Below are 18,231 nucleotides of genomic sequence, written 5' to 3'. Positions count from 1 at the left end.
TTATTGCACAGCCGGCACAGGCGCCGGGCTGGAGCGGTAATCGGCGCGTCGCTTGAGTTGAAACTCGCGAACAGCTTGGTTGTGGGCGTCGAGGTCGTCGGAGAATACATGGCTGCCGTCACCACGGGCGACAAAATACAGGCTCTTGCCGTCGACCGGGTGCACAGCCGCATGAATGGCTTCGCGGCCAACCATGGCAATCGGCGTGGGCGGCATGCCGGCGATCACATAGGTGTTATAGGGCGTAGCTTCGCGCAGGTGGGCGCGGGTCAGTTTGCCGGTGTAGCGCTCGCCGAGGCCGTAGATAACGGTGGGATCGGTCTGCAATTGCATGCCCTGTTGCAGACGGCGCACAAACACCCCGGCAATCTGTCCACGCTCCTGGGGTACGCCGGTTTCCTTTTCGATCATCGAGGCCATGATCAGCGCGTCGTAGGCTTCCTTGTACGGCAGGTTGGCGTCGCGCTTCTGCCACTCTTCGTCCAGCACCGCGGCCAGACGGGCAAAGGCTTGCTTGAGCAGGTCGACGTCGCTCATGCCGCGCACGTAGCGGTAGGTGTCGGGAAAGAAACGGCCTTCGGGAAATACGCCGGGCTGACCAATGCGCTCCATGATCTGGGCATCTGTAAGGTCGGTAATGGTCTGTTCGAGTTTGACCTGCTTGGCCAGCGCAGCGCGCACTTGGCGGAAGCTCCAGCCTTCCACCAGCGTTAGGCTGTATTGCACCACGTCGCCGCGCTGCCAGAGGGTCAGCATGTCTTGCGCGGTGGCGCCAGGGTTGAGCTGGTATTCGCCGCTGTGCAGCGCCTGACCGGACAAGTTGAAGCGCCAGTACAGGCGCAGCCAGAACGCATCGTGCAATACCCCTTCGCTTTCCAGCCGATTGAGCACACCACCCGGGGTGGCACCAGCCGGCACTTCCATCACATAACCGGCGGGCACATTCAGCGGCTGTTTAAGCGCGCCGTTTTGCTGCCATACGAAGATCGCCAGCAGCAGGCCAGCCAGCAGCACTCCGCCTTCCAATAGCAGCAGTAATTTACGAATCACGAATTAGCAGTCCAGTAGGTCGCGGGCAATGCTTTGCAGTTTACGGGTGAGCGGCCCAACGGGCCAGCGGTGGCCTTGCAGCGCGGTGACCGGCCACACGCCGTAGAGGCTGTTGCAGACGAAGACTTCATCGGCGGCCAGCAGTTGCTCCAGGCTGAGGGGCTGAATCGACAGCGGGATAGCGAGGGTTTTGGCCTGCGCCAGAAGCTCGGCGCGCATCACGCCGGCAACTCCGCAGCGATCGAGTTCGGGCGTGATCAACTGACCATCGCGGACGATAAACAGATTGCTGAAAACGCCTTCGATCACGCGGCCGGATACGTCCAGCATCAGGCCTTCAGCGTGGTCGCTGTCTCGCCACTCGCCGCGGGCCAGCACCTGCTCCAGGCGATTGAGGTGTTTGAGCCCTGCCAGCAACGGCTGTTCGGCCAGGCGGGTGGCGCAGGGAAACAGGCGCACGCCCTGCTCCGCATTAGCGGCAGCGTAAGCGGGAAATGGCGAGGCCAGGAGAATTCGGCGCGCAGTTGCCGAGGCCGGCGCTGCATAACCACGCAAGCCGTCACCCCGGGTAAGCATCAACTTGGCCACGCCCTCCCCGACTTCGGCGGCGAACGCCAACAGCTCGGCGCGTATCAACGCCAGATCGGCAGGAATGGATAGACGCTGACAGCCCTCGGCAAGACGGGCCAGATGACGGTCGAACAGCTGGGGTTGGCCGCCTTTGATGCCGATGGTTTCAAACAGCCCATCGCCATAAGCCAGGCCGCGATCCGTGAGGGACGCGGCCTGCGCCGGGCGACCATCCACCCAGCTCAGCATTACTCGGCGAACCGGCGGAACACCAGGGAGCCGTTGGTACCGCCAAAACCGAACGAGTTGGACACGACAACATCAATCGGCATGCTACGCGCTTCGTTGGCCACGAAGTCGAGGTCGCAGCCTTCGTCAGGCTCTTCCAGGTTGATGGTCGGCGGTGCTACCTGATCGCGGATAGCCAGCACGCTGAAAATCGCCTCGACCGCACCGGCAGCACCGAGCAGGTGACCGGTCATGGACTTGGTAGAGCTCACGGCCAGCTTATACGCGTGGTCGCCGAACACTGTCTTCACCGCCTGGGCTTCAGCCAGGTCGCCGGTTGGCGTCGAGGTGCCGTGGGCGTTGATATATTGCACCTGGTCCGGGTTCACATTGGCATCGCGCAGGGCATTTTTGATGCAACGTGCAGCGCCGGCACCGTCTTCGGGTGGCGAGGTCATGTGGTAGGCGTCGCCGCTCATGCCAAAACCGATCAGCTCGGCATAGATGCGCGCGCCGCGCGCCTTGGCGTGTTCCAGCTCTTCCAGCACCAGGGCGCCAGAACCGTCGGCCAGCACGAAACCGTCGCGGCCTTTGTCCCAAGGACGGCTGGCGCGGGTCGGATCGTCATTGCGGGTAGACATCGCGCGGGCAGCGGCGAAACCACCAATGCCCAGGCCACAGGCGGCCATTTCGGCGCCGCCGGCAATCATCACGTCCGCTTCGCCGTAAGCGATGTTGCGCGCGGCCATGCCGATGCAGTGCGTACCGGTGGTGCACGCGGTGGCAATGGCGTAGTTGGGGCCCTGCAGACCAAGATGGATCGACAGAAAACCGGAAATCATATTGATGATCGAGCCAGGCACAAAGAACGGCGAAATGCGCCGCGGGCCTTGTTCGATCAGGGCTTTGCAGTTGTTTTCGATATTGGTCAGACCGCCAATGCCCGAACCCATGGCCACGCCAATGCGTTCACGGTTGGCGTCGGTGACTTCCAGCCCGGCGTCACGCACAGCCTGAAAGCTGGCGGCAAGGCCGTACTGAATGAACAGGTCGATTTTGCGAGCGTCTTTGGCCGAGAGATACTCCTCGACGTTGAAGCCTTTCACCGAACCACCGATGCGGGTGGTGAAGGCCGAAAGGTCAGTGTGCTCGATTAGGCCAATACCACTTTGGCCGGCCAAAATACCCTGCCAGCTGCTTGGAACATCGGTACCCAGGGGCGACAACATGCCCATACCGGTGACCACGACGCGTCTACGCGACACAGCAATCTCCTCTTATGCGTTTTATACAGCGCTCGACAGGCGCTTAAAGAAAAACCGCACGCCTTGTGGGCAGTGCGGTTTTTCCATGTCGGGAGTCGACGATTACGGGTTATTACGCGTGAGCGGTAACGTAATCGATAGCTTCCTGAACGGTGGTGATTTTTTCGGCTTGCTCGTCCGGGATTTCGGTTTCGAATTCCTCTTCCAGAGCCATCACCAGTTCAACGGTGTCAAGGGAGTCGGCACCCAGGTCTTCAACGAAGGAAGCGCTGTTGGTCACTTCTTCTTCTTTGACGCCCAGTTGCTCGGCAACGATTTTCTTGACGCGTTCTTCGATGGTGCTCATACCTTGTTTTCACTCCTAATGAACAAATCCAGGCAGCTGGTCTGTGTCAGTGTATAGAAAGGGTTTTGCGCATTTCAAGCTGAATGCCGTAGCCCCTCTGGATCACTCCAACGATATGTCTATAAACCAATTGCAGCTTTATAACGGATTTTAGACAGCTCGTATGACAGTTTTCCGCAGGGCCACGTCACATTCAACTCATATACATTCCGCCATTCACGGGAATAGTAGCCCCGGTCACGTAAGCTGCGCCATCGGAAGCCAGGAAAGAAACCACATTGGCGATCTCTTCTGCCTGGCCCAGACGACCCAGCGGAATCTGTGCCTGAAGCGCTTCACGCTGCGCTTCGGGCAGCTCGCGGGTCATATCGGTATCGATAAAACCTGGCGCCACCGAGTTAACGGTAATCGCCCGCGAACCTACTTCACGCGCCAGGGCACGGCTGAAACCTTCCAGCCCGGCCTTGGCTGCCGCGTAGTTTACCTGCCCGGCGTTGCCCATGGCGCCCACAACCGAACCGATATTGATAATTCTGCCCCAGCGGGCTTTGGTCATGCCGCGCAAAACAGCCTTGGTGACCCGGTACAGGCTGCTGAGGTTGGTGTTGATGACGTCGTGCCACTCTTCATCTTTCATGCGCAGCATCAGGTTATCGCGGGTGATGCCAGCGTTGTTTACTACGACCAGTGGCGCACCAAACTGCTGCGAAATGGCTTCCAGCACGCTGGTTACCGACTCATCACTGCCTACGTCCAGCACAAAACCTGCGCCTTCGATGTTGGTAGCCTTGAAGTACTGGGTGATGTTTTCCGCACCCGAGGCGGACGTAGCGGTACCCACGACAGTGGCGCCCTGGCGGCCCAATTCGAGGGCAATGGCCTGGCCAATACCACGACTGGCGCCGGTAACCAGCGCAACCTTTCCTTGCAGACTCATGGAAGCTTCTCCTAATCAGGCCAGGGCCGCGCGGGTGGCGGCATAGGCGTCTGGGGTGTCGAGATTGTAAGTGTTGATGCCTTTGACGCAGCGCTTGTTCAGACCGGATAGCACCTTGCCAGGGCCACACTCCACCAGACTGGTTACTCCCGATTCCGACAACCGCACAATGGACTCAACCCAACGAACCGGGTTGTAGAGCTGGGCAAGCAGGTCGCGCTTGAGCACCTCGAGGTCCTCGACCACCGCAGCGCTGACGTTCTGCACCAGGGCAATTTGCGGCGCTTGCCAGTCAATGGCAGTTACCGATTCAGCAAATTGCTCAGCCGCAGGGCGCATCAACGCGCAATGCGACGGCACGCTCACCGGCAACGGCATGGCGCGTTTGGCGCCGCGAGCTTTGCAGGCTTCGATAGCACGCTCAACGGCAGCGGCTGAGCCGGCGATTACCACCTGGCCCGGCGCGTTGAAGTTCACCGCACTGACGACATCGCCCTGCGCCGCCTCAGCACAAGCGGCCAGCACATCAGCATCTTCCAAGCCGAGAATCGCGGCCATACCACCCTGCCCGGCCGGCACGGCTTTTTGCATCAGTTGGCCGCGGCGCTCCACCAGTTTTACCGCGTCAGCAAAACCCAGGCTGCCAGCGGCGACCAGCGCCGAGTACTCGCCCAGACTATGACCAGCAACGAATGCCGGGCGGGCGCCAGACTCGGCCAGCCACAGCCGCCACAACGCGATGGAGGCAGCGAGAATGGCTGGCTGGGTTTTATCGGTTTGATTCAGGGTTTCTTCGGGACCTGCCTGGGTCAGCGCCCATAGGTCGTAACCCAAAGCGTCAGACGCTTCGGCGAAGGTATCAAGCACCAGCTTGTGCTGTGCGCCGTGCTCGGCAAGCATTCCCAGAGACTGTGAGCCTTGGCCTGGGAAGACGAATGCGAGGGATGCAGACATGTGAACGGTCCCTAATGGTCTTATCGTCGGGAGGATCACGCTCGAGTCAGTCGAGCGCAACAAACTGACAGTTGGATGACAGGCCACCGAATGCAGTCACATCGGCGGCACACGCATTACAGCAACAGATGTTCGAGACGGCCGTGCAAGCGTTGCGGTAGATCTTCGCGTACTTCCATGACCGCCCGGCGAATAGCGCTCTGAAAACCTTCCGGCCTCGCCGCGCCATGACTCTTAACCACAATGGCTTGCAAGCCAAGAAAACTGGCACCGTTATGCCGTGCTGGCGCCAATTCACCCTGCAAACGCTTCAGTACCGCCAATGCAAGGGAGCCAATCAACCGCGAGCCGAGGTTCTGCTTGAACAGCGCCTCCATGCGCGCCGAAATCATCGACGCTAGGCCCTCGCTGGACTTGAGCAGAATATTTCCCACAAACCCGTCGCACACCACCACGTCCGCTTCGCCACGATACAGGCCATCACCTTCGATAAACCCGATGTAATTCAACTCACTGACCGGCTGCAGCAAGCTGGCCGCCAATTTGACTTGCTGATTGCCTTTTACATCCTCAGTGCCGACATTCAACAGCGCGATGCGCGGCCGCGCTACACCCAGCGCTTCAGCCGCAACTGAGCCCATCACGGCGAACTGGTAGAGATGCTCGGCGCTGCAATCGACGTTGGCGCCCAGATCCAGCAATTGGCAATGGCCACGCTCGGTGGGAATAGCCGTCATCATCGCGGGGCGATCGATGCCAGGCAGGGTCTTCAGCAAATAGCGGGACAGCGCCATCAGGGCGCCGGTATTGCCCGAGCTGACGCAGGCTTGAGCGCGACCGTCGCGTACCAGTTCCAGCGCTACGCGCATCGAGGAATCGGGTTTGCTGCGCAGGGCCTGCGCGGGACGATCATCCATGGCGATCACTTCGCTGGCCTGCTCAAGATGCAGACGCGCGCGATCGACACCGGAGTGGCGGGCAATCAGTTCGTTCAGTAAGGAGATTTGGCCGACAAGGACCAGGTGCAACGAAGGGAATTCAGCCAGGCAAGCAATGCAGGCTGGAACAATGCTGTGGGGACCGAAGTCCCCACCCATTGCGTCAATCGCGATGATCGGAGCGGACAAGAGTTACTCGTCAGCGCCCTTGTCGATCACTTTACGGCCACGGTATACGCCTTCTGGCGATACGTGGTGACGCAGGTGAACTTCACCGGTGCTCTTCTCAACCGACAGAGTTGCAGACTCGAGAGCGTCGTGGGAACGGCGCATGTCGCGAGCGGAGCGGGATTTTTTGTTCTGCTGAACAGCCATAATTAATTAACTCCTAAACGTTTGGGTCACGCTTTAACTGTGCCAATACACTGAACGGGTTGGACCGCGATACCTCGTCCTCGCTCGGTTCAGGCTCTTCAAGGCCCGCCGGTTGCTGGCAATCTTCTGGATCATGCAGAGGGACGATGGGCAAGGCGAGCAACAGCTCCTCCTCGATCAACGCCGGCAGATCCAATGGATCCTCACCCAATTCCAGCACGTCGTAGCCTTGCGGCACAGACTGGGTATTCGCACCTTCTTTCACCACAGCGTAACTACACTCGCTGTGGATAGGCAGGGCGACCAGCTCCAGACAACGCTGACAAACCATCTTGACCTCAACGTCGATCGTGCTGTGCATCACTGGCGATCTGCGCTCATCGCGTTCGAAAACAAACTTCGCACGGACGACACCGACATTGTCGGCAAGCGGGTCGCAGAGACGCTGCAAATCGGCTAGGGGCAGCTCACCTTCAAGGGTGGCACCACGATCAGCCAGTTTGCGCGGATCAACGTGAGGAGGAATCGGGCCATTCAACATAGGCGCAGCATTCTAGGGATGCACCCTGCCTCTGTCAAAGGGAAATTCTGCCTGGGCGCCAAGCAGCACGCTGGTTAGAATCGCCAGCGACTATAAAGGAATCAATATGTTGCCTCTACTCCTGGCCTCGAGCTCCGCCTATCGCCGCGAATTGTTGAGCCGCTTGCGCCTACCCTTCACATGCGCGAGCCCGGATATCGACGAAAGCCGCCTGCCGGGCGAATCAGCCCAAGCGCTGGTACGCCGCCTGGCCGAACAAAAAGCCCGCGCCCTCTGCGCCGCCTATCCGCAGCATCTGATCATCGGCTCCGACCAGGTCGCCGTGCTGGGCGAGCAGATTCTCGGCAAACCCCATGATTTTGAGCGCGCCCATCGCCAGCTAAGCAATGCCAGCAGCACCAGCGTGACATTTCTGACCGGTTTGACCCTACTCAACACGACGAGCGGCCACTGCCAAGTCGACTGTGTGCCGTTCACCGTGCACTTTCGTGAGCTGAGCAGTGAGCGCATCGCGCGCTATCTACACGCCGAGAAACCTTATGACTGCGCCGGCAGCTTCAAGGCCGAAGGCCTGGGCGTCAGCCTGTTTCGCGCCACCGAGGGCAGCGATGCCACCAGCCTGGTCGGCTTGCCGCTGATTCGCCTGGTGGATATGTTGCTGCGCGAAGGCGTGGAGATTCCGTAAAACCCCGCCTTTATATAGCGCCAACAAAAAGCCCGGCATTAGCCGGGCCTTTTGACACCACCTCGATCAGCGCAGGGTCGGCCCCGAAAAGCCCATCCACATCGCTGCATGCTCGGCCACGCTGGCGCCGATCTTTTTGGCGAAACGATCAAATGGCGATTCCTGCACGGTGTAATCCACCAGCTCTTTCTCGCCGATCACATCACGCGCCACCGAACTGGTGCTGCCCAGACCATCAACCAGCCCCAGTTCCAGAGCCTGCTCGCCGGTCCAGATCAGGCCGGAAAACAGCTCGGGATGCTCAGCATCCTTCAGGCGATCACCCCGACCTTGCTTGACGGCGGCAATAAACTGCTTGTGCGTGGTGTTGAGCACGCTTTGCCAGAATTCGGTTTCATCCGCCTTCTGCGGCTGGAACGGATCGAGAAACGCCTTGTGCTCACCCGAGGTGTACACCCGGCGATCCACACCCAGCTTTTCCATGGTGCCGACAAAACCGAAGGTCGCCGCCGTCACACCAATGGAACCCACCAGACTGGCCTTGTCGGCGTAGATCGCGTCCGCCGCGCTGGCGATGTAATAGGCACCCGAAGCACCCAGATCGGAAATCACGGCATACACCTTGATGTCCGCATGCTCAGCACGCAACCGACGAATCTCATCGTAGATATAGCCCGACTGCACCGGGCTGCCGCCCGGGCTGTTGATGCGCAGCACCACACCTTTGGTGCTCTTGTCCTCAAAGGCCGCACGCAGGCTGCCGACGACGTTGTCCGCGCTGGCCGCTTCCTTGTCGGCGATCATGCCGTTGATTTCGATCACCGCCGTATGGGCGGCGCCGCGCGATGCATTCTTGGAGAAATTCAGCGCCGGCGAAAACACCGCAATCGCGCCAAATAGGTAGATAAAGGTCAGAACCTTGAAAAAAATGCCCCAGCGACGTGACCGGCGCTGCTCCTGCACACTGGCGAGCAGGGTCTTTTCCAGCAACTTCCAGCTTTTGTCGTCATTCGACTCGTTCGACATGTTCACTTATCCCTAGCATTGGTTGAGCCGCGCGCGCTTCGAGCCAGGCGCGCAACTCGGAAAAATGTTCGACCATCAAGCGCGGACCACAGGTTTTCAACGTCTCCAGCGATTGCGCGCCATACCCCACCGCCACGGAGTCCATGCCGGCGTTGCGCGCCATCTGCAAATCGAAGACGGAGTCGCCGACCATCAGGGCGCGGTCAGCCGATACGCCACAGAACTCGATGATCTGCTCAAGCATCAACGGCTCAGGCTTGCTCGCCGTTTCATCGGCACAGCGGGTGATATCGAAGAACTCACTCCAGCCCTGGTCCGCCAACACCCGGTTCAGCCCGTGACGACCCTTGCCGGTCGCCACCGCCAACTGGTAGCCCGCGGCACGAAAGGCCGCCATCGACTCAGCGACGCCAGGGAATAGCTGGGAAGGCGTGCCCTCCAGCAACAGATATTGCTCGCTGTACGCACGGCAATAGCGGTGCGCCAGCTCGACGTCATCAAGGTCGGGATATAGAGCGACCACCACTTCCGGCAACCCCAGACCAATAATGGCTTTGAGTTCGGTATCACTGCGCGGCGGCAGATCGCACTCGCGCGCTGCCATGTGCAGCGCGGCGACGATGCGACCAATGGAATTAACCAGCGTGCCGTCCCAGTCAAAAATCAACAGATCGTAATCAGCCCGCACTCAAACGCTCCACCGTCTTGCGCCACATATCATCCACCGGCGCTTCAACCTTCAACACACCGCCTTCGGGCAGTGGCACATGCAACTCATAGGCGTGCAGGAACAGACGCTTGCCGCCCAGCCCACGGATTTCAGCGGTGAAATCATCGTCGCCATACTTGGGGTCACCAGCGATGCAATGCCCGGCATGTTTGGCGTGCACGCGAATCTGGTGCGTACGACCGGTTACTGGCTTGGCTTCAACTAACGTGGCGAACTCGCCAAAGCGGCGCAGCACGCGGAACAAGGTCAGCGCTTCTTTGCCCTCTTCATTGATCTCCACCATGCGCTCGCCCGAGCGCAGGTTGCTTTTGAGCAACGGCGCGTTCACTTGCTTCTTGGCCGTCGCCCAATGGCCGCGTACCAACGCCATATAGCGCTTGTCCACGCCGTCTTTGCGGAGTGCTTCGTGCAGATGGCGAAGCATGCTGCGTTTTTTGGCGATCATCAGCAGGCCGGAGGTATCGCGATCCAAACGGTGCACAAGCTCAAGGTCCTTGCAATCCGGACGCAGCTGGCGAAACGCTTCAATCACGCCGTAATTCAGGCCGCTGCCGCCATGCACGGCGATACCCGCCGGCTTGTTGATGACGATAAGGGCTTTGTCTTCGAAAACGATCGAGGCTTCGAGGCGTTCGAGCAGGCCCTGGGCCAGCGGCACTTCTTCGTCCGGCTCGGACAGGCGCAGCGGCGGCACGCGCACGATGTCGCCGGCCTGCAACTTGTACTCGGGTTTGATCCGCCCCTTGTTCACGCGAACTTCGCCTTTACGCAAAATTCGGTAAATCAAGGTCTTGGGCACACCTTTGAGACGAGTGCGGAGAAAATTATCGATTCGTTGGCCGGCAAGTTCCGGTTCAACCTCGAGCAACTGGACGCCGGAGGTCGGAGGGGTGGGTTCTGTCATGGCCGCGATGATAACAATTTTTTATTGATTTGAAGCACTTAATCATTGCTGCTATAGTCCCGAACGCCGCCAAAAGTGGCCCGGTTGTGGACGTTTGCCAATTTGCAAGCCCCTTCCGTGTGCAACGTGATTCAGGACGTAAGGCCGTCCGACGGGATTGTTCAACGATAGATGGCTGAAAAGGGCCACGAACATCCCGGAAATAACGCCTTGAGCCATGACGCGCTGGCTACCCTCGGGGGAGTTAGCGGTAAATGCCAACCCGCTGCAGATTCTGCGAGCGGCACCCGATTTTCAGCGATACGTGTAGGGTGGAGATGCACAACCGCGGCAGGCGTAGCTTTAGAAGACGTGTTATCTCGTCCGCTACCGCTGGTTGATTCCTCCTCCTGACCAAGTGCTTGTTTCACTACAGCAAGCAGGAGACGTCCGTCGCCACCCCAGCCCCGTTGGCTGGCGTTGTTAGACATGGAACGACTTACAACCGTTTCTGACGAGCCCTGACACCGACCCTGAGAGTCGTGTGTGCCGAACGCCGTTTCCGGCAGCCCGGAAACCGACGGTACTACATGAAAAGAATGCTGATTAACGCAACTCAACCTGAAGAGTTGCGTGTCGCGCTGGTAGATGGCCAGAAACTCTACGACCTCGATATTGAATCGGGTGCCCGTGAGCAGAAAAAAGCCAACATCTACAAAGGCAAAATCACCCGCATCGAACCTAGCCTTGAAGCCGCTTTTGTTGATTTCGGCTCCGAACGCCACGGCTTCTTGCCCCTCAAAGAAATTTCCCGCGAATACTTCAAGAAAGCCCCTGAAGGCCGCGTCAACATCAAAGAAGTGTTGAGCGAAGGCCAGGAAGTTATCGTTCAGGTCGAAAAAGAAGAACGTGGTAACAAGGGCGCCGCCCTCACCACTTTCATCAGCCTGGCTGGTCGCTACCTGGTACTGATGCCCAACAACCCTCGCGCCGGTGGCATCTCACGCCGCATCGAAGGCGAAGAGCGTAACGAACTGCGTGAAGCACTGAACGGTCTGGTTGCTCCTAGCGACATGGGCCTGATCGTGCGCACTGCCGGCCTTGGCCGTAGCAGCGAAGAAATGCAGTGGGACCTCGATTACCTGCTGCAACTGTGGAGCGCCATCAAAGAAGCGTCCCTGGACCGCGCGGCCCCTTTCCTGATCTACCAGGAAAGCAACGTCATCATCCGCGCCATCCGCGACTACCTGCGCCAGGACATCGGCGAAGTACTGGTCGACAGCGTTGAAGCCCAGGAAGAAGCCCTGAGCTTTATCCGCCAGGTGATGCCGCAGTACGCCAGCAAGATCAAGCTGTACGAAGACAGCGTGCCGCTGTTCAACCGTTTCCAGATCGAAAGCCAGATCGAAACCGCGTTTCAGCGTGAAGTGAAGCTGCCGTCCGGTGGCTCCATCGTTATCGACCCGACCGAAGCCCTGGTGTCCATCGACATCAACTCGGCGCGCGCCACCAAAGGCAGCGATATCGAAGAAACCGCGCTGCAAACCAACCTCGAAGCGGCCGAAGAAATTGCCCGCCAACTGCGCCTGCGTGATATCGGCGGCCTGATCGTGATCGACTTCATCGACATGACCCCGGCCAAGAACCAGCGCGCCGTGGAAGAAAAAGTCCGCGAAAGCCTGGAAGCCGACCGTGCCCGCGTTCAAGTAGGCCGCATCTCGCGTTTCGGCTTGCTGGAAATGTCCCGTCAGCGTCTGCGCCCTTCCCTGGCTGAAGGCAGCGGCATTGTCTGCCCACGCTGCAACGGTCAAGGCATCATCCGTGATGTGGAATCGCTGTCGCTGGCCATTCTGCGTCTGATTGAAGAAGAAGCCCTGAAAGACCGCACCGCCGAAGTACGCGCCCAGGTGCCGATTCCGGTTGCTGCGTTCCTGCTCAACGAAAAACGTAACTCGATCACCAAGATCGAACTGCGTACTCGTGCCCGTATCGTGATTCTGCCGAACGACCACCTGGAAACCCCGCACTTCGAAGTGCAGCGTATCCGTGACGACAGCCCGGAAGCCCAGACCTCGCAGTCGAGCTACGAAATGGCTGCCGCCGAAGTGGAGGAAGTGGCACAAACCACCGCTACCCGCACCCTGGTTCGCCAGGAAGCCGCCATCAAGGCCACCCCGCAACGCGCTGCGCCGACTCCGGCCGCTGCTGCCGAACAACCTGCCCCGGCAGCCGAACCAAGCCTGTTCAAAGGCCTGGTGAAGTCGCTGGTCAGCCTGTTCGCCGGCAAGGAAGAAGAAAAGCCAGTCGTGGTCGAGAAGAAAACCACCAGCGAGCGCCCACAGCGCAGCGACGAGCGTCGTAACGGTCGTCAGCAGAATCGCAACCGTGGTGGTCGTCGCGACAGCGAAGAGCGCAAACCGCGCGAAGACCGTGGCCCACGTGAAGAACGTGCACCGCGCGAGCCGCGTGAAGAGCGCGCCCCTCGTGAAGCCCGCGAGCCGCGTGAAGATGCAGCGCCACGTGAAGAACGTGCCCCGCGCGAAGAACGTGCGCCACGTGCTCCGCGTGAAGAACGCAAACCACGCGAGCCACGTGCACCGCGTGAAGATCGCGCCCCACGTGAAGACCGCCCGCAACGCGAACTGCGTGAGCCGCTGGGCGCCCAGGGCCAGGAAGCCCCGAGCGAAGAGCGTGCCGAGCGCAAGCCGCGCGAAGAGCGTCAACCACGCGCCCCGCGTGAAGAGCGTCAACTGCGCCCAGTTGCCGATGCCAATGGCAATGAAGAAGAACTGCTGAACGCCGAAGAGCAGCACGACGAAGAGCAAGAGAACGCCGAGGGCGGTGATCGTCCACGTCGCCGTTCCCGTGGTCAGCGTCGTCGCAGCAACCGTCGTGAGCGTCAACGCGATGCCAACGGCAACATTATCGAAGGCAGCGAAGAAGGCAGCAGCGAAGAGTCCACCGGCAACGCCGAAACTCCAGCAGCCAACGCCGAAGCTACCATTGCTGTTGCGGCAACCACCGCCGCAGTCGTGAGCGAAATCGTTGCCCAAACCCAGGCCAGCGAGACCGTTGAAAGCCAGCCTGCCAGCGAGCCCGTGGCCGCGCCGGTAGGTGAGTACAACGAACCAGCTGCCCCTGCGATTGAAGCTGTTGTTGCTGAACCCGTTGCCGAAACCAGCCCTGCCGTCGAAGCACCGGCTGTTGTAGAGGCTGCGCCTGCTTTCGAAGAAGCACCGGCTGTGGTTGAAGCTGCTCCGGCTGTTGAAGCCTCGCCGGCTCCAGAAGCCGTGGTTGAAGCTGCACCGGTTGTTGCTGAGCCAACTCCGGTTGTGGAAGTTGCTGAAGTCGCCGTGGTTGCTGAAGTGGTGGCCGAGCCTGCTCCGGTTGTAGCGAGCAATGGCCGCGCGCCGAACGACCCACGTGAAGTGCGTCGCCGTCAGCGTGAAGCCGAGCGCCTGGCCAAGGAAGCTGAAGAAGCCTCAGCTGCCGTGGTTGAAGCGGTGGTTGCTGCTGAACCAGTTGGCGTTACCGCCCACGCGGTTGCCGATGTAGAGCACACCGTTGAAGCCGAAAAGGCCAAGCAGGAAGACGCGGCTGAACCCGCTCCAGTGCAAGTGGCTGAGCCGGCTGTGATCGCTGAAGAAGTTAGCGTCGAAGAAATCAAGGTAGAAGAAACCAGCGCCGCAGAAGTGGCTGCGCCGGAAGAAGCCGCCGAGAAAACCGAAGCTGAAAAAGAAGAAGACAAAAACGAGAGCAAGCCGCTCGTTTAAATCTTCGGATGTGAAAAAGGGATGCCAATGGCATCCCTTTTTTTTATGGCTCAAACAACGACTCGCCTTTTGTTGCGCTTTTGTAGGGTGTGCTATGCGCACCAAGCGATCTTGCATACACCGCAATGGTGCGCACAGCACACCCTACAAGCGCTAGCCCGCCCGGCGCTGCTCCGCCATATCCAACACACCCGGCACCAGCGCATACGCATGCGCTTCATTGCGCCACACCAACCCACCCTGCCACATCCGGCGCAACGCCTGGCTCAGGCACAGCTGGGAAATAGGCACGTCGGCATCGGTTAACCGCGCATGCATTTGCTGCAGGGTCAGGGCTTCGCCGGTTTCGCTGCATTCGCACAACACGTCGAGAATTTTTAACCGCGGCTGGCTGCACTTGAGGCCGACCGCACCGAGAATTCGTTTGAAACGCTGGTTGCCATGCTGAGCAGGCAAGCCACTCAAGCGCAGCATCTGTGGTTGGTTCATATCCGCACCTCCGCGTTTGAGACAGTTGCCGACGCCACCTCGGCGCAGCCGCCTTGCACGCTTGCCAGACCCGGAGCTGCCCTGCCCTGGCCCGGTTGAATCAGTGTGTTCATGTGCAACTCCTTGACCACGGCGCTCGTTGAAAATTTGGCGCCTTACTAACAAGACGGATGAGCAGACAAAAAACCGCAAAAGAATTTGCACGAGCGGTGATTTTTTTGCCCTGGCCGTCGCAGCCGCTTGCTGGAAACATTTCCTTGCATCTGCCGGTGCGGGTTTTGCCGCAGCTATCCGTCTTGTAGGTAGAGACGTTGAAACCTGGAAAAGTTTCGCCTCGCCTTGTCCTGCGCGCCTGCCTTTGCGCTGGTTTATTTCGCTATTTAAGCCCTCTTGTTTATGTCCAAACCCATGTCTAAGAAAAACCGCGCCAAAACCTGGTTCCTTGTGCACAGCTGGCTGGCCTTGCCCATCTGGTTTTTCCTGCTGATCGTGTGTGTCACTGGCACCCTGGCGGTAGTCAGTCAGGAGATTGTCTGGCTGGCCAACCCGGAAATTCGTGCCAGCCAACCCGATGACGATGCCCAACCGCTGAGCTATGGCCAGGTGCTGGCCGCCATCCACAAAGAACGCCCAGAGTTGGCGGTGGAATGGCTATCAAGCCCGGAAGAATCGCACTTCGCCCTCACGGCCAGCGTCAGCGAGCCGGGCGGCGGCAGCTATCGGCTGTACATCAACCCCTACAGCGGCGCGATTCAGGGCGTAAGCCCCACCTTCGACTTCAGCGCCTTTACCCGCGCCTTGCATGGCTGGTGGCTGGTGCCGTTTACCAATGGCTACAGCTGGGGCTGGTATTTGGTGTCGTTGCTGGGCCTGCCGCTATTGGTGTCGTTGATCACGGGCCTGGTGGTCTACAAGCGCTTCTGGAAAGGCTTTTTTACCCCGCGCCTGCGCGTTACCCAGGGCGCGCGGGTTTTCTGGGGCGACTTCCATCGCCTGAGCGGCATCTGGTCGATCTGGTTTATCGCGGTGATCTCCATCACCGGCACCTGGTTTCTGATCGAGGCGCTGCTGTCGGACTTCCATATCTCGATTTCCACCGAAGGCCCGCCCTCCTTCGTTGCACGCCACGAGGTGCCGATAACCGCCGACGGTCTGGCGCCGCCGCGCCTGGGCCTGGACCAGATCACCGCCATTGCCGCCGAGAAGATTCCCGGCCTGGAGGTGAGCTTTATTACCCTGCCCGAAGACGCTTTCAGCCACTACGGCATCGGCGGCCGTGGCTGGTACCCGCTGATGTTCCAGACCGCCGAAATCAACCCCTACACCGGCGCGGTAGCCGGCGCCAATCTGCTGAGTAATCGCAGCACGCTGGAGTTCGTCACCGAGTCGATGCGCCCGCTGCACACCGGCGATTTCGGTGGCCTGTGGATCAAGCTGATCTGGGCCTTCTTCGGCCTGGTGCTGAGCATGATGGTGCTCAGCGGCCTGCTGATCTGGAGTAAACGCACGGTGCAGGCCACCGCCAACCTGACCAGGCGCGCGCAGCGGGTGAAACCGCAGCACGCCGCGACAATTGTTTCGGAGGGTCAGCCATGAGCAAGGCCATCGCAGCACCGCAGACCACCGCCCAGCGCTTGTGGCACAGGTACCGCTTCCACCTGAATATCGCCATGCTGGCGATTCCCCTGGGCTTTATGCCGGCGTACTTCGAGAACGCGGCGATGTTCCGCGGCACCCTCGGTTTGGGTGAGCGCGAGATTGGTGAGTTCACAGTCGGCCCCTGGAGCGCTCGAGTGGCCGAATGGCATGTGGGCGACCCCGAGGCTGAAGGCAAAGCCGGCAATATGAAGGAGTTCGCCGTAGCCCTATGCGAAGCCTGCCTGCCCAAGGTGAAGGCCGCTTACCTGCGCATTGGCAAACCCCGCAACCTGCGCACCGCCGGCGCCTTGCTGTCCGGCAGCCCGTACCGGCTGATGGCCGAAGTAGTCGTACCCCAGAACACCACGGCCGCCAGCGACCTGTGGCTGACCGTCGAAGGCTGGGACGGCAGCGTGCACCACACCGCCATCCCCCTGGCCAACGCCTCGCCCTCGCTGATCAGCTGGCTTGAACGCCAACCCGGAGCTCGCCCATGAACCGTGTTTTCTCCCTCGTGCTCGCCACCTTGGCCCTGGCCGCCAGCACTCAGGTAACGGCCCACGGTTTGTATTGCCAGTGCCAGGCCATCGGTGGCGAACAAATCCGTTGCAATGGCGGAATGTCCGATGGCACCGCCCTGCCCGGCGCCACTCTGGACGTCGTCGGCTATGACGACAACACGCTGCTGGCCGGCAAGTTGGGGGACGACTCCAGCTTTACCTTCGCCCGCCCCGACGGCGGGTTTTACGTGCTGCTGGAACTGGGGCCGGGGCATACGGTGGAGATTGATCACAAGGATATTCGCTAGCCTTAATCCAGACGGCGATATCACCGGCGGGGATACCGGCTGCCTGTTTGCCCTCACCCCCGGCCCCTCTCCCGCACGCGGGAGAGGGGGGCAGAGCACTGTGACTTTGTTTGCCCGCAACAGGTAGAATGCGCGCCGTTTCCATGGGTTCCCTAACCCCATCGATCAAAAAGGCCCTGCCATGTCCCTGATTACTCCCGAACGTCGCCGCGTGGCGCTGACGTTCCTTGTGCTGTTCCATATCCTGATCATCATTGCCAGCAACTACCTGGTGCAGTTGCCCATCACCCTGTTCGGCTGGCATACCACCTGGGGCGCGTTCAGCTTCCCGTTTATTTTCCTGGCCACCGACCTCACCGTACGCCTGCTCGGCAAGGGCCCGGCACGCCTGGTCATCGCCCAGGTGATGGTGCCGGCGCTGCTGGTGTCGTACATCGTCTCGGTGCTGTTCCAGGAAGCCAGCTTTCGCGGCGTCGATGCGTTGCTGCACTTCAATGAGTTTGTGCTGCGCATTTCCCTGGCCAGCTTCCTGGCCTACGCCTTCGGGCAGATTCTCGATATCCAGGTGTTCGACCGTCTGCGGCGTTTGCGCCAATGGTGGATTGCGCCAACGGTATCGACCATTTTCGGCAACCTTCTGGACACCTTCGTGTTCTTTGCCGTGGCCTTCTGGCACAGCAGCAACCCGTTTATGGCCGAGCACTGGGTAGAAATCGCCACGGTCGACTACGGGGTAAAACTCACCATCAGCCTGCTGCTGTTTGTGCCGTTGTATGGCGTGTTGCTGAACGCGATTCTGCGCGTTCTCGCCGGCAAACCGACCGCTTAAGCCCTACCTCGACGTAGGGTGTGCTCCGCCCACCGGGCGATTTCTCCGGGGATCGCAATGGTGCGCAACGCACACCCTTGTATCTCGACTCCTCCTCGAAAGAGGAGATAGTCTCCGACTGATCATCGGGGGAGGGTTTGAAAGCCGGGCACACCCTTAGGCCATA

General features: G+C 60.0%; 19 protein-coding genes. 6 read left to right on the top strand and 13 right to left on the bottom strand.

Features of this window, described 5'->3' with window-relative positions:
• The 9 genes from mltG to PKE98_RS23620 all read right to left on the bottom strand — a co-directional run bounded on the left by mltG (position 1) and on the right by PKE98_RS23620 (position 7,204).
• The gene (gene mltG / locus PKE98_RS23660) at positions 1 to 1,050 is read right to left on the bottom strand and encodes an endolytic transglycosylase MltG (RefSeq protein ID WP_271197883.1); all 1,050 of its coding nucleotides are present in this window, start codon (positions 1,048 to 1,050) and stop codon (positions 1 to 3) included.
• A gap of 3 nt (positions 1,051 to 1,053) precedes the next feature.
• Positions 1,054 to 1,869 (bottom strand): aminodeoxychorismate lyase, encoded by an 816-nt coding sequence (pabC, locus tag PKE98_RS23655; protein WP_271197882.1) that lies wholly within the window; start codon positions 1,867 to 1,869, stop codon positions 1,054 to 1,056.
• Positions 1,869 to 3,113, bottom strand: coding sequence for a beta-ketoacyl-ACP synthase II (gene fabF, locus PKE98_RS23650; RefSeq protein WP_271197881.1), 1,245 nt, complete (start codon positions 3,111 to 3,113; stop codon positions 1,869 to 1,871). Before fabF ends, pabC begins: the two co-directional genes overlap by 1 nt.
• A 112-nt stretch (positions 3,114 to 3,225) precedes the next feature.
• A complete protein-coding gene (gene acpP, locus PKE98_RS23645; protein WP_058066290.1) occupies positions 3,226 to 3,459 on the bottom strand; it encodes an acyl carrier protein in 234 nt (77 codons plus the stop codon).
• A gap of 193 nt (positions 3,460 to 3,652) precedes the next feature.
• A complete protein-coding gene (gene fabG, locus PKE98_RS23640; protein WP_271197880.1) occupies positions 3,653 to 4,396 on the bottom strand; it encodes a 3-oxoacyl-ACP reductase FabG in 744 nt (247 codons plus the stop codon).
• A gap of 15 nt (positions 4,397 to 4,411) precedes the next feature.
• Positions 4,412 to 5,350, bottom strand: a complete 939-nt coding sequence (fabD, locus tag PKE98_RS23635) for an ACP S-malonyltransferase (protein WP_271197879.1) — start codon at positions 5,348 to 5,350, stop codon at positions 4,412 to 4,414.
• 116 nt (positions 5,351 to 5,466) lie between these two features.
• Complete coding sequence (plsX, locus tag PKE98_RS23630) at positions 5,467 to 6,477, bottom strand: phosphate acyltransferase PlsX (protein ID WP_271197878.1); 1,011 nt, start codon at positions 6,475 to 6,477, stop codon at positions 5,467 to 5,469.
• Positions 6,478 to 6,480: 3 nt separating this feature from the next.
• Entirely contained in the window at positions 6,481 to 6,663 is a 183-nt protein-coding gene (gene rpmF / locus PKE98_RS23625; protein WP_271197877.1) for a 50S ribosomal protein L32, read from the bottom strand.
• A gap of 13 nt (positions 6,664 to 6,676) precedes the next feature.
• Positions 6,677 to 7,204 carry a YceD family protein gene (locus tag PKE98_RS23620; RefSeq protein WP_271197876.1) on the bottom strand — a complete coding sequence of 176 codons (528 nt, stop codon included), beginning with the start codon at positions 7,202 to 7,204 and terminating at the stop codon, positions 6,677 to 6,679.
• 106 nt (positions 7,205 to 7,310) lie between these two features.
• Here PKE98_RS23620 and PKE98_RS23615 point away from each other — a divergent pair, with 106 nt between their 5' ends.
• Entirely contained in the window at positions 7,311 to 7,889 is a 579-nt protein-coding gene (locus PKE98_RS23615; protein ID WP_271197875.1) for a Maf family protein, read from the top strand.
• Positions 7,890 to 7,955: 66 nt separating this feature from the next.
• Here PKE98_RS23615 and sppA read toward each other — a convergent pair whose 3' ends face one another.
• From sppA to rluC, 3 genes are read right to left on the bottom strand one after another with little or no spacing between them, the layout of a single operon-like run.
• Positions 7,956 to 8,915, bottom strand: coding sequence for a signal peptide peptidase SppA (sppA, locus tag PKE98_RS23610; RefSeq protein ID WP_271197874.1), 960 nt, complete (start codon positions 8,913 to 8,915; stop codon positions 7,956 to 7,958).
• A complete protein-coding gene (locus tag PKE98_RS23605; protein ID WP_271197873.1) occupies positions 8,896 to 9,603 on the bottom strand; it encodes an HAD-IA family hydrolase in 708 nt (235 codons plus the stop codon). Before PKE98_RS23605 ends, sppA begins: the two co-directional genes overlap by 20 nt.
• Positions 9,593 to 10,549, bottom strand: a complete 957-nt coding sequence (rluC, locus tag PKE98_RS23600; RefSeq protein WP_271197872.1) for a 23S rRNA pseudouridine(955/2504/2580) synthase RluC — start codon at positions 10,547 to 10,549, stop codon at positions 9,593 to 9,595. Before rluC ends, PKE98_RS23605 begins: the two co-directional genes overlap by 11 nt.
• 569 nt (positions 10,550 to 11,118) lie before the next feature.
• Here rluC and rne point away from each other — a divergent pair.
• On the top strand, positions 11,119 to 14,301 hold the full coding sequence (gene rne / locus PKE98_RS23595; RefSeq protein WP_271197871.1) for a ribonuclease E: 3,183 nt from the start codon (positions 11,119 to 11,121) through the stop codon (positions 14,299 to 14,301).
• Positions 14,302 to 14,454: 153 nt separating this feature from the next.
• On the opposite strand, the gene PKE98_RS23590 is transcribed toward rne, so the two are convergent.
• Positions 14,455 to 14,790, bottom strand: a complete 336-nt coding sequence (locus PKE98_RS23590; RefSeq protein ID WP_271197870.1) for a hypothetical protein — start codon at positions 14,788 to 14,790, stop codon at positions 14,455 to 14,457.
• Positions 14,791 to 15,198: 408 nt separating this feature from the next.
• Here PKE98_RS23590 and PKE98_RS23585 point away from each other — a divergent pair, with 408 nt between their 5' ends.
• The 4 genes from PKE98_RS23585 to PKE98_RS23570 all read left to right on the top strand — a co-directional run bounded on the left by PKE98_RS23585 (position 15,199) and on the right by PKE98_RS23570 (position 18,065).
• Entirely contained in the window at positions 15,199 to 16,386 is a 1,188-nt protein-coding gene (locus tag PKE98_RS23585) for a PepSY-associated TM helix domain-containing protein (RefSeq protein ID WP_271197869.1), read from the top strand.
• Entirely contained in the window at positions 16,383 to 16,925 is a 543-nt protein-coding gene (locus PKE98_RS23580; protein ID WP_271197868.1) for a PA2404 family protein, read from the top strand. The genes PKE98_RS23585 and PKE98_RS23580 overlap by 4 nt, the downstream gene beginning before the upstream one ends.
• Complete coding sequence (locus PKE98_RS23575) at positions 16,922 to 17,236, top strand: hypothetical protein (RefSeq protein WP_271197867.1); 315 nt, start codon at positions 16,922 to 16,924, stop codon at positions 17,234 to 17,236. Before PKE98_RS23580 ends, PKE98_RS23575 begins: the two co-directional genes overlap by 4 nt.
• A 181-nt stretch (positions 17,237 to 17,417) precedes the next feature.
• Complete coding sequence (locus PKE98_RS23570) at positions 17,418 to 18,065, top strand: 7-cyano-7-deazaguanine/7-aminomethyl-7-deazaguanine transporter (RefSeq protein ID WP_271197866.1); 648 nt, start codon at positions 17,418 to 17,420, stop codon at positions 18,063 to 18,065.
• Positions 18,066 to 18,231 lie beyond the last annotated feature (166 nt).

This window comes from Pseudomonas turukhanskensis, assembly GCF_027922365.1.
GTDB lineage: Bacteria > Pseudomonadota > Gammaproteobacteria > Pseudomonadales > Pseudomonadaceae > Aquipseudomonas > Aquipseudomonas turukhanskensis.
The sequence above is the reverse complement of the archived record's forward strand: the minus strand, read 5'-3'. Positions and strand labels throughout refer to the sequence as shown.

Bases quoted from the DNA above. Each gene is read 5' to 3' on its own strand.
- PKE98_RS23615 (WP_271197875.1), top strand. From the start codon at position 7,311: ATGTTGCCTCTACTCCTGGCCTCGAGCTCCGCCTATCGCCGCGAATTG.
- sppA (WP_271197874.1), bottom strand. From the start codon at position 8,915: ATGTCGAACGAGTCGAATGACGACAAAAGCTGGAAGTTGCTGGAAAAG.
- acpP (WP_058066290.1), bottom strand. From the start codon at position 3,459: ATGAGCACCATCGAAGAACGCGTCAAGAAAATCGTTGCCGAGCAACTG.
- PKE98_RS23585 (WP_271197869.1), top strand. From the start codon at position 15,199: ATGTCTAAGAAAAACCGCGCCAAAACCTGGTTCCTTGTGCACAGCTGG.
- fabG (WP_271197880.1), bottom strand. From the start codon at position 4,396: ATGAGTCTGCAAGGAAAGGTTGCGCTGGTTACCGGCGCCAGTCGTGGT.
- PKE98_RS23590 (WP_271197870.1), bottom strand. From the start codon at position 14,790: ATGAACCAACCACAGATGCTGCGCTTGAGTGGCTTGCCTGCTCAGCAT.
- PKE98_RS23620 (WP_271197876.1), bottom strand. From the start codon at position 7,204: ATGTTGAATGGCCCGATTCCTCCTCACGTTGATCCGCGCAAACTGGCT.
- fabD (WP_271197879.1), bottom strand. From the start codon at position 5,350: ATGTCTGCATCCCTCGCATTCGTCTTCCCAGGCCAAGGCTCACAGTCT.
- PKE98_RS23580 (WP_271197868.1), top strand. From the start codon at position 16,383: ATGAGCAAGGCCATCGCAGCACCGCAGACCACCGCCCAGCGCTTGTGG.
- PKE98_RS23575 (WP_271197867.1), top strand. From the start codon at position 16,922: ATGAACCGTGTTTTCTCCCTCGTGCTCGCCACCTTGGCCCTGGCCGCC.
- rpmF (WP_271197877.1), bottom strand. From the start codon at position 6,663: ATGGCTGTTCAGCAGAACAAAAAATCCCGCTCCGCTCGCGACATGCGC.
- rluC (WP_271197872.1), bottom strand. From the start codon at position 10,549: ATGACAGAACCCACCCCTCCGACCTCCGGCGTCCAGTTGCTCGAGGTT.
- pabC (WP_271197882.1), bottom strand. From the start codon at position 1,869: ATGCTGAGCTGGGTGGATGGTCGCCCGGCGCAGGCCGCGTCCCTCACG.
- rne (WP_271197871.1), top strand. From the start codon at position 11,119: ATGAAAAGAATGCTGATTAACGCAACTCAACCTGAAGAGTTGCGTGTC.
- PKE98_RS23570 (WP_271197866.1), top strand. From the start codon at position 17,418: ATGTCCCTGATTACTCCCGAACGTCGCCGCGTGGCGCTGACGTTCCTT.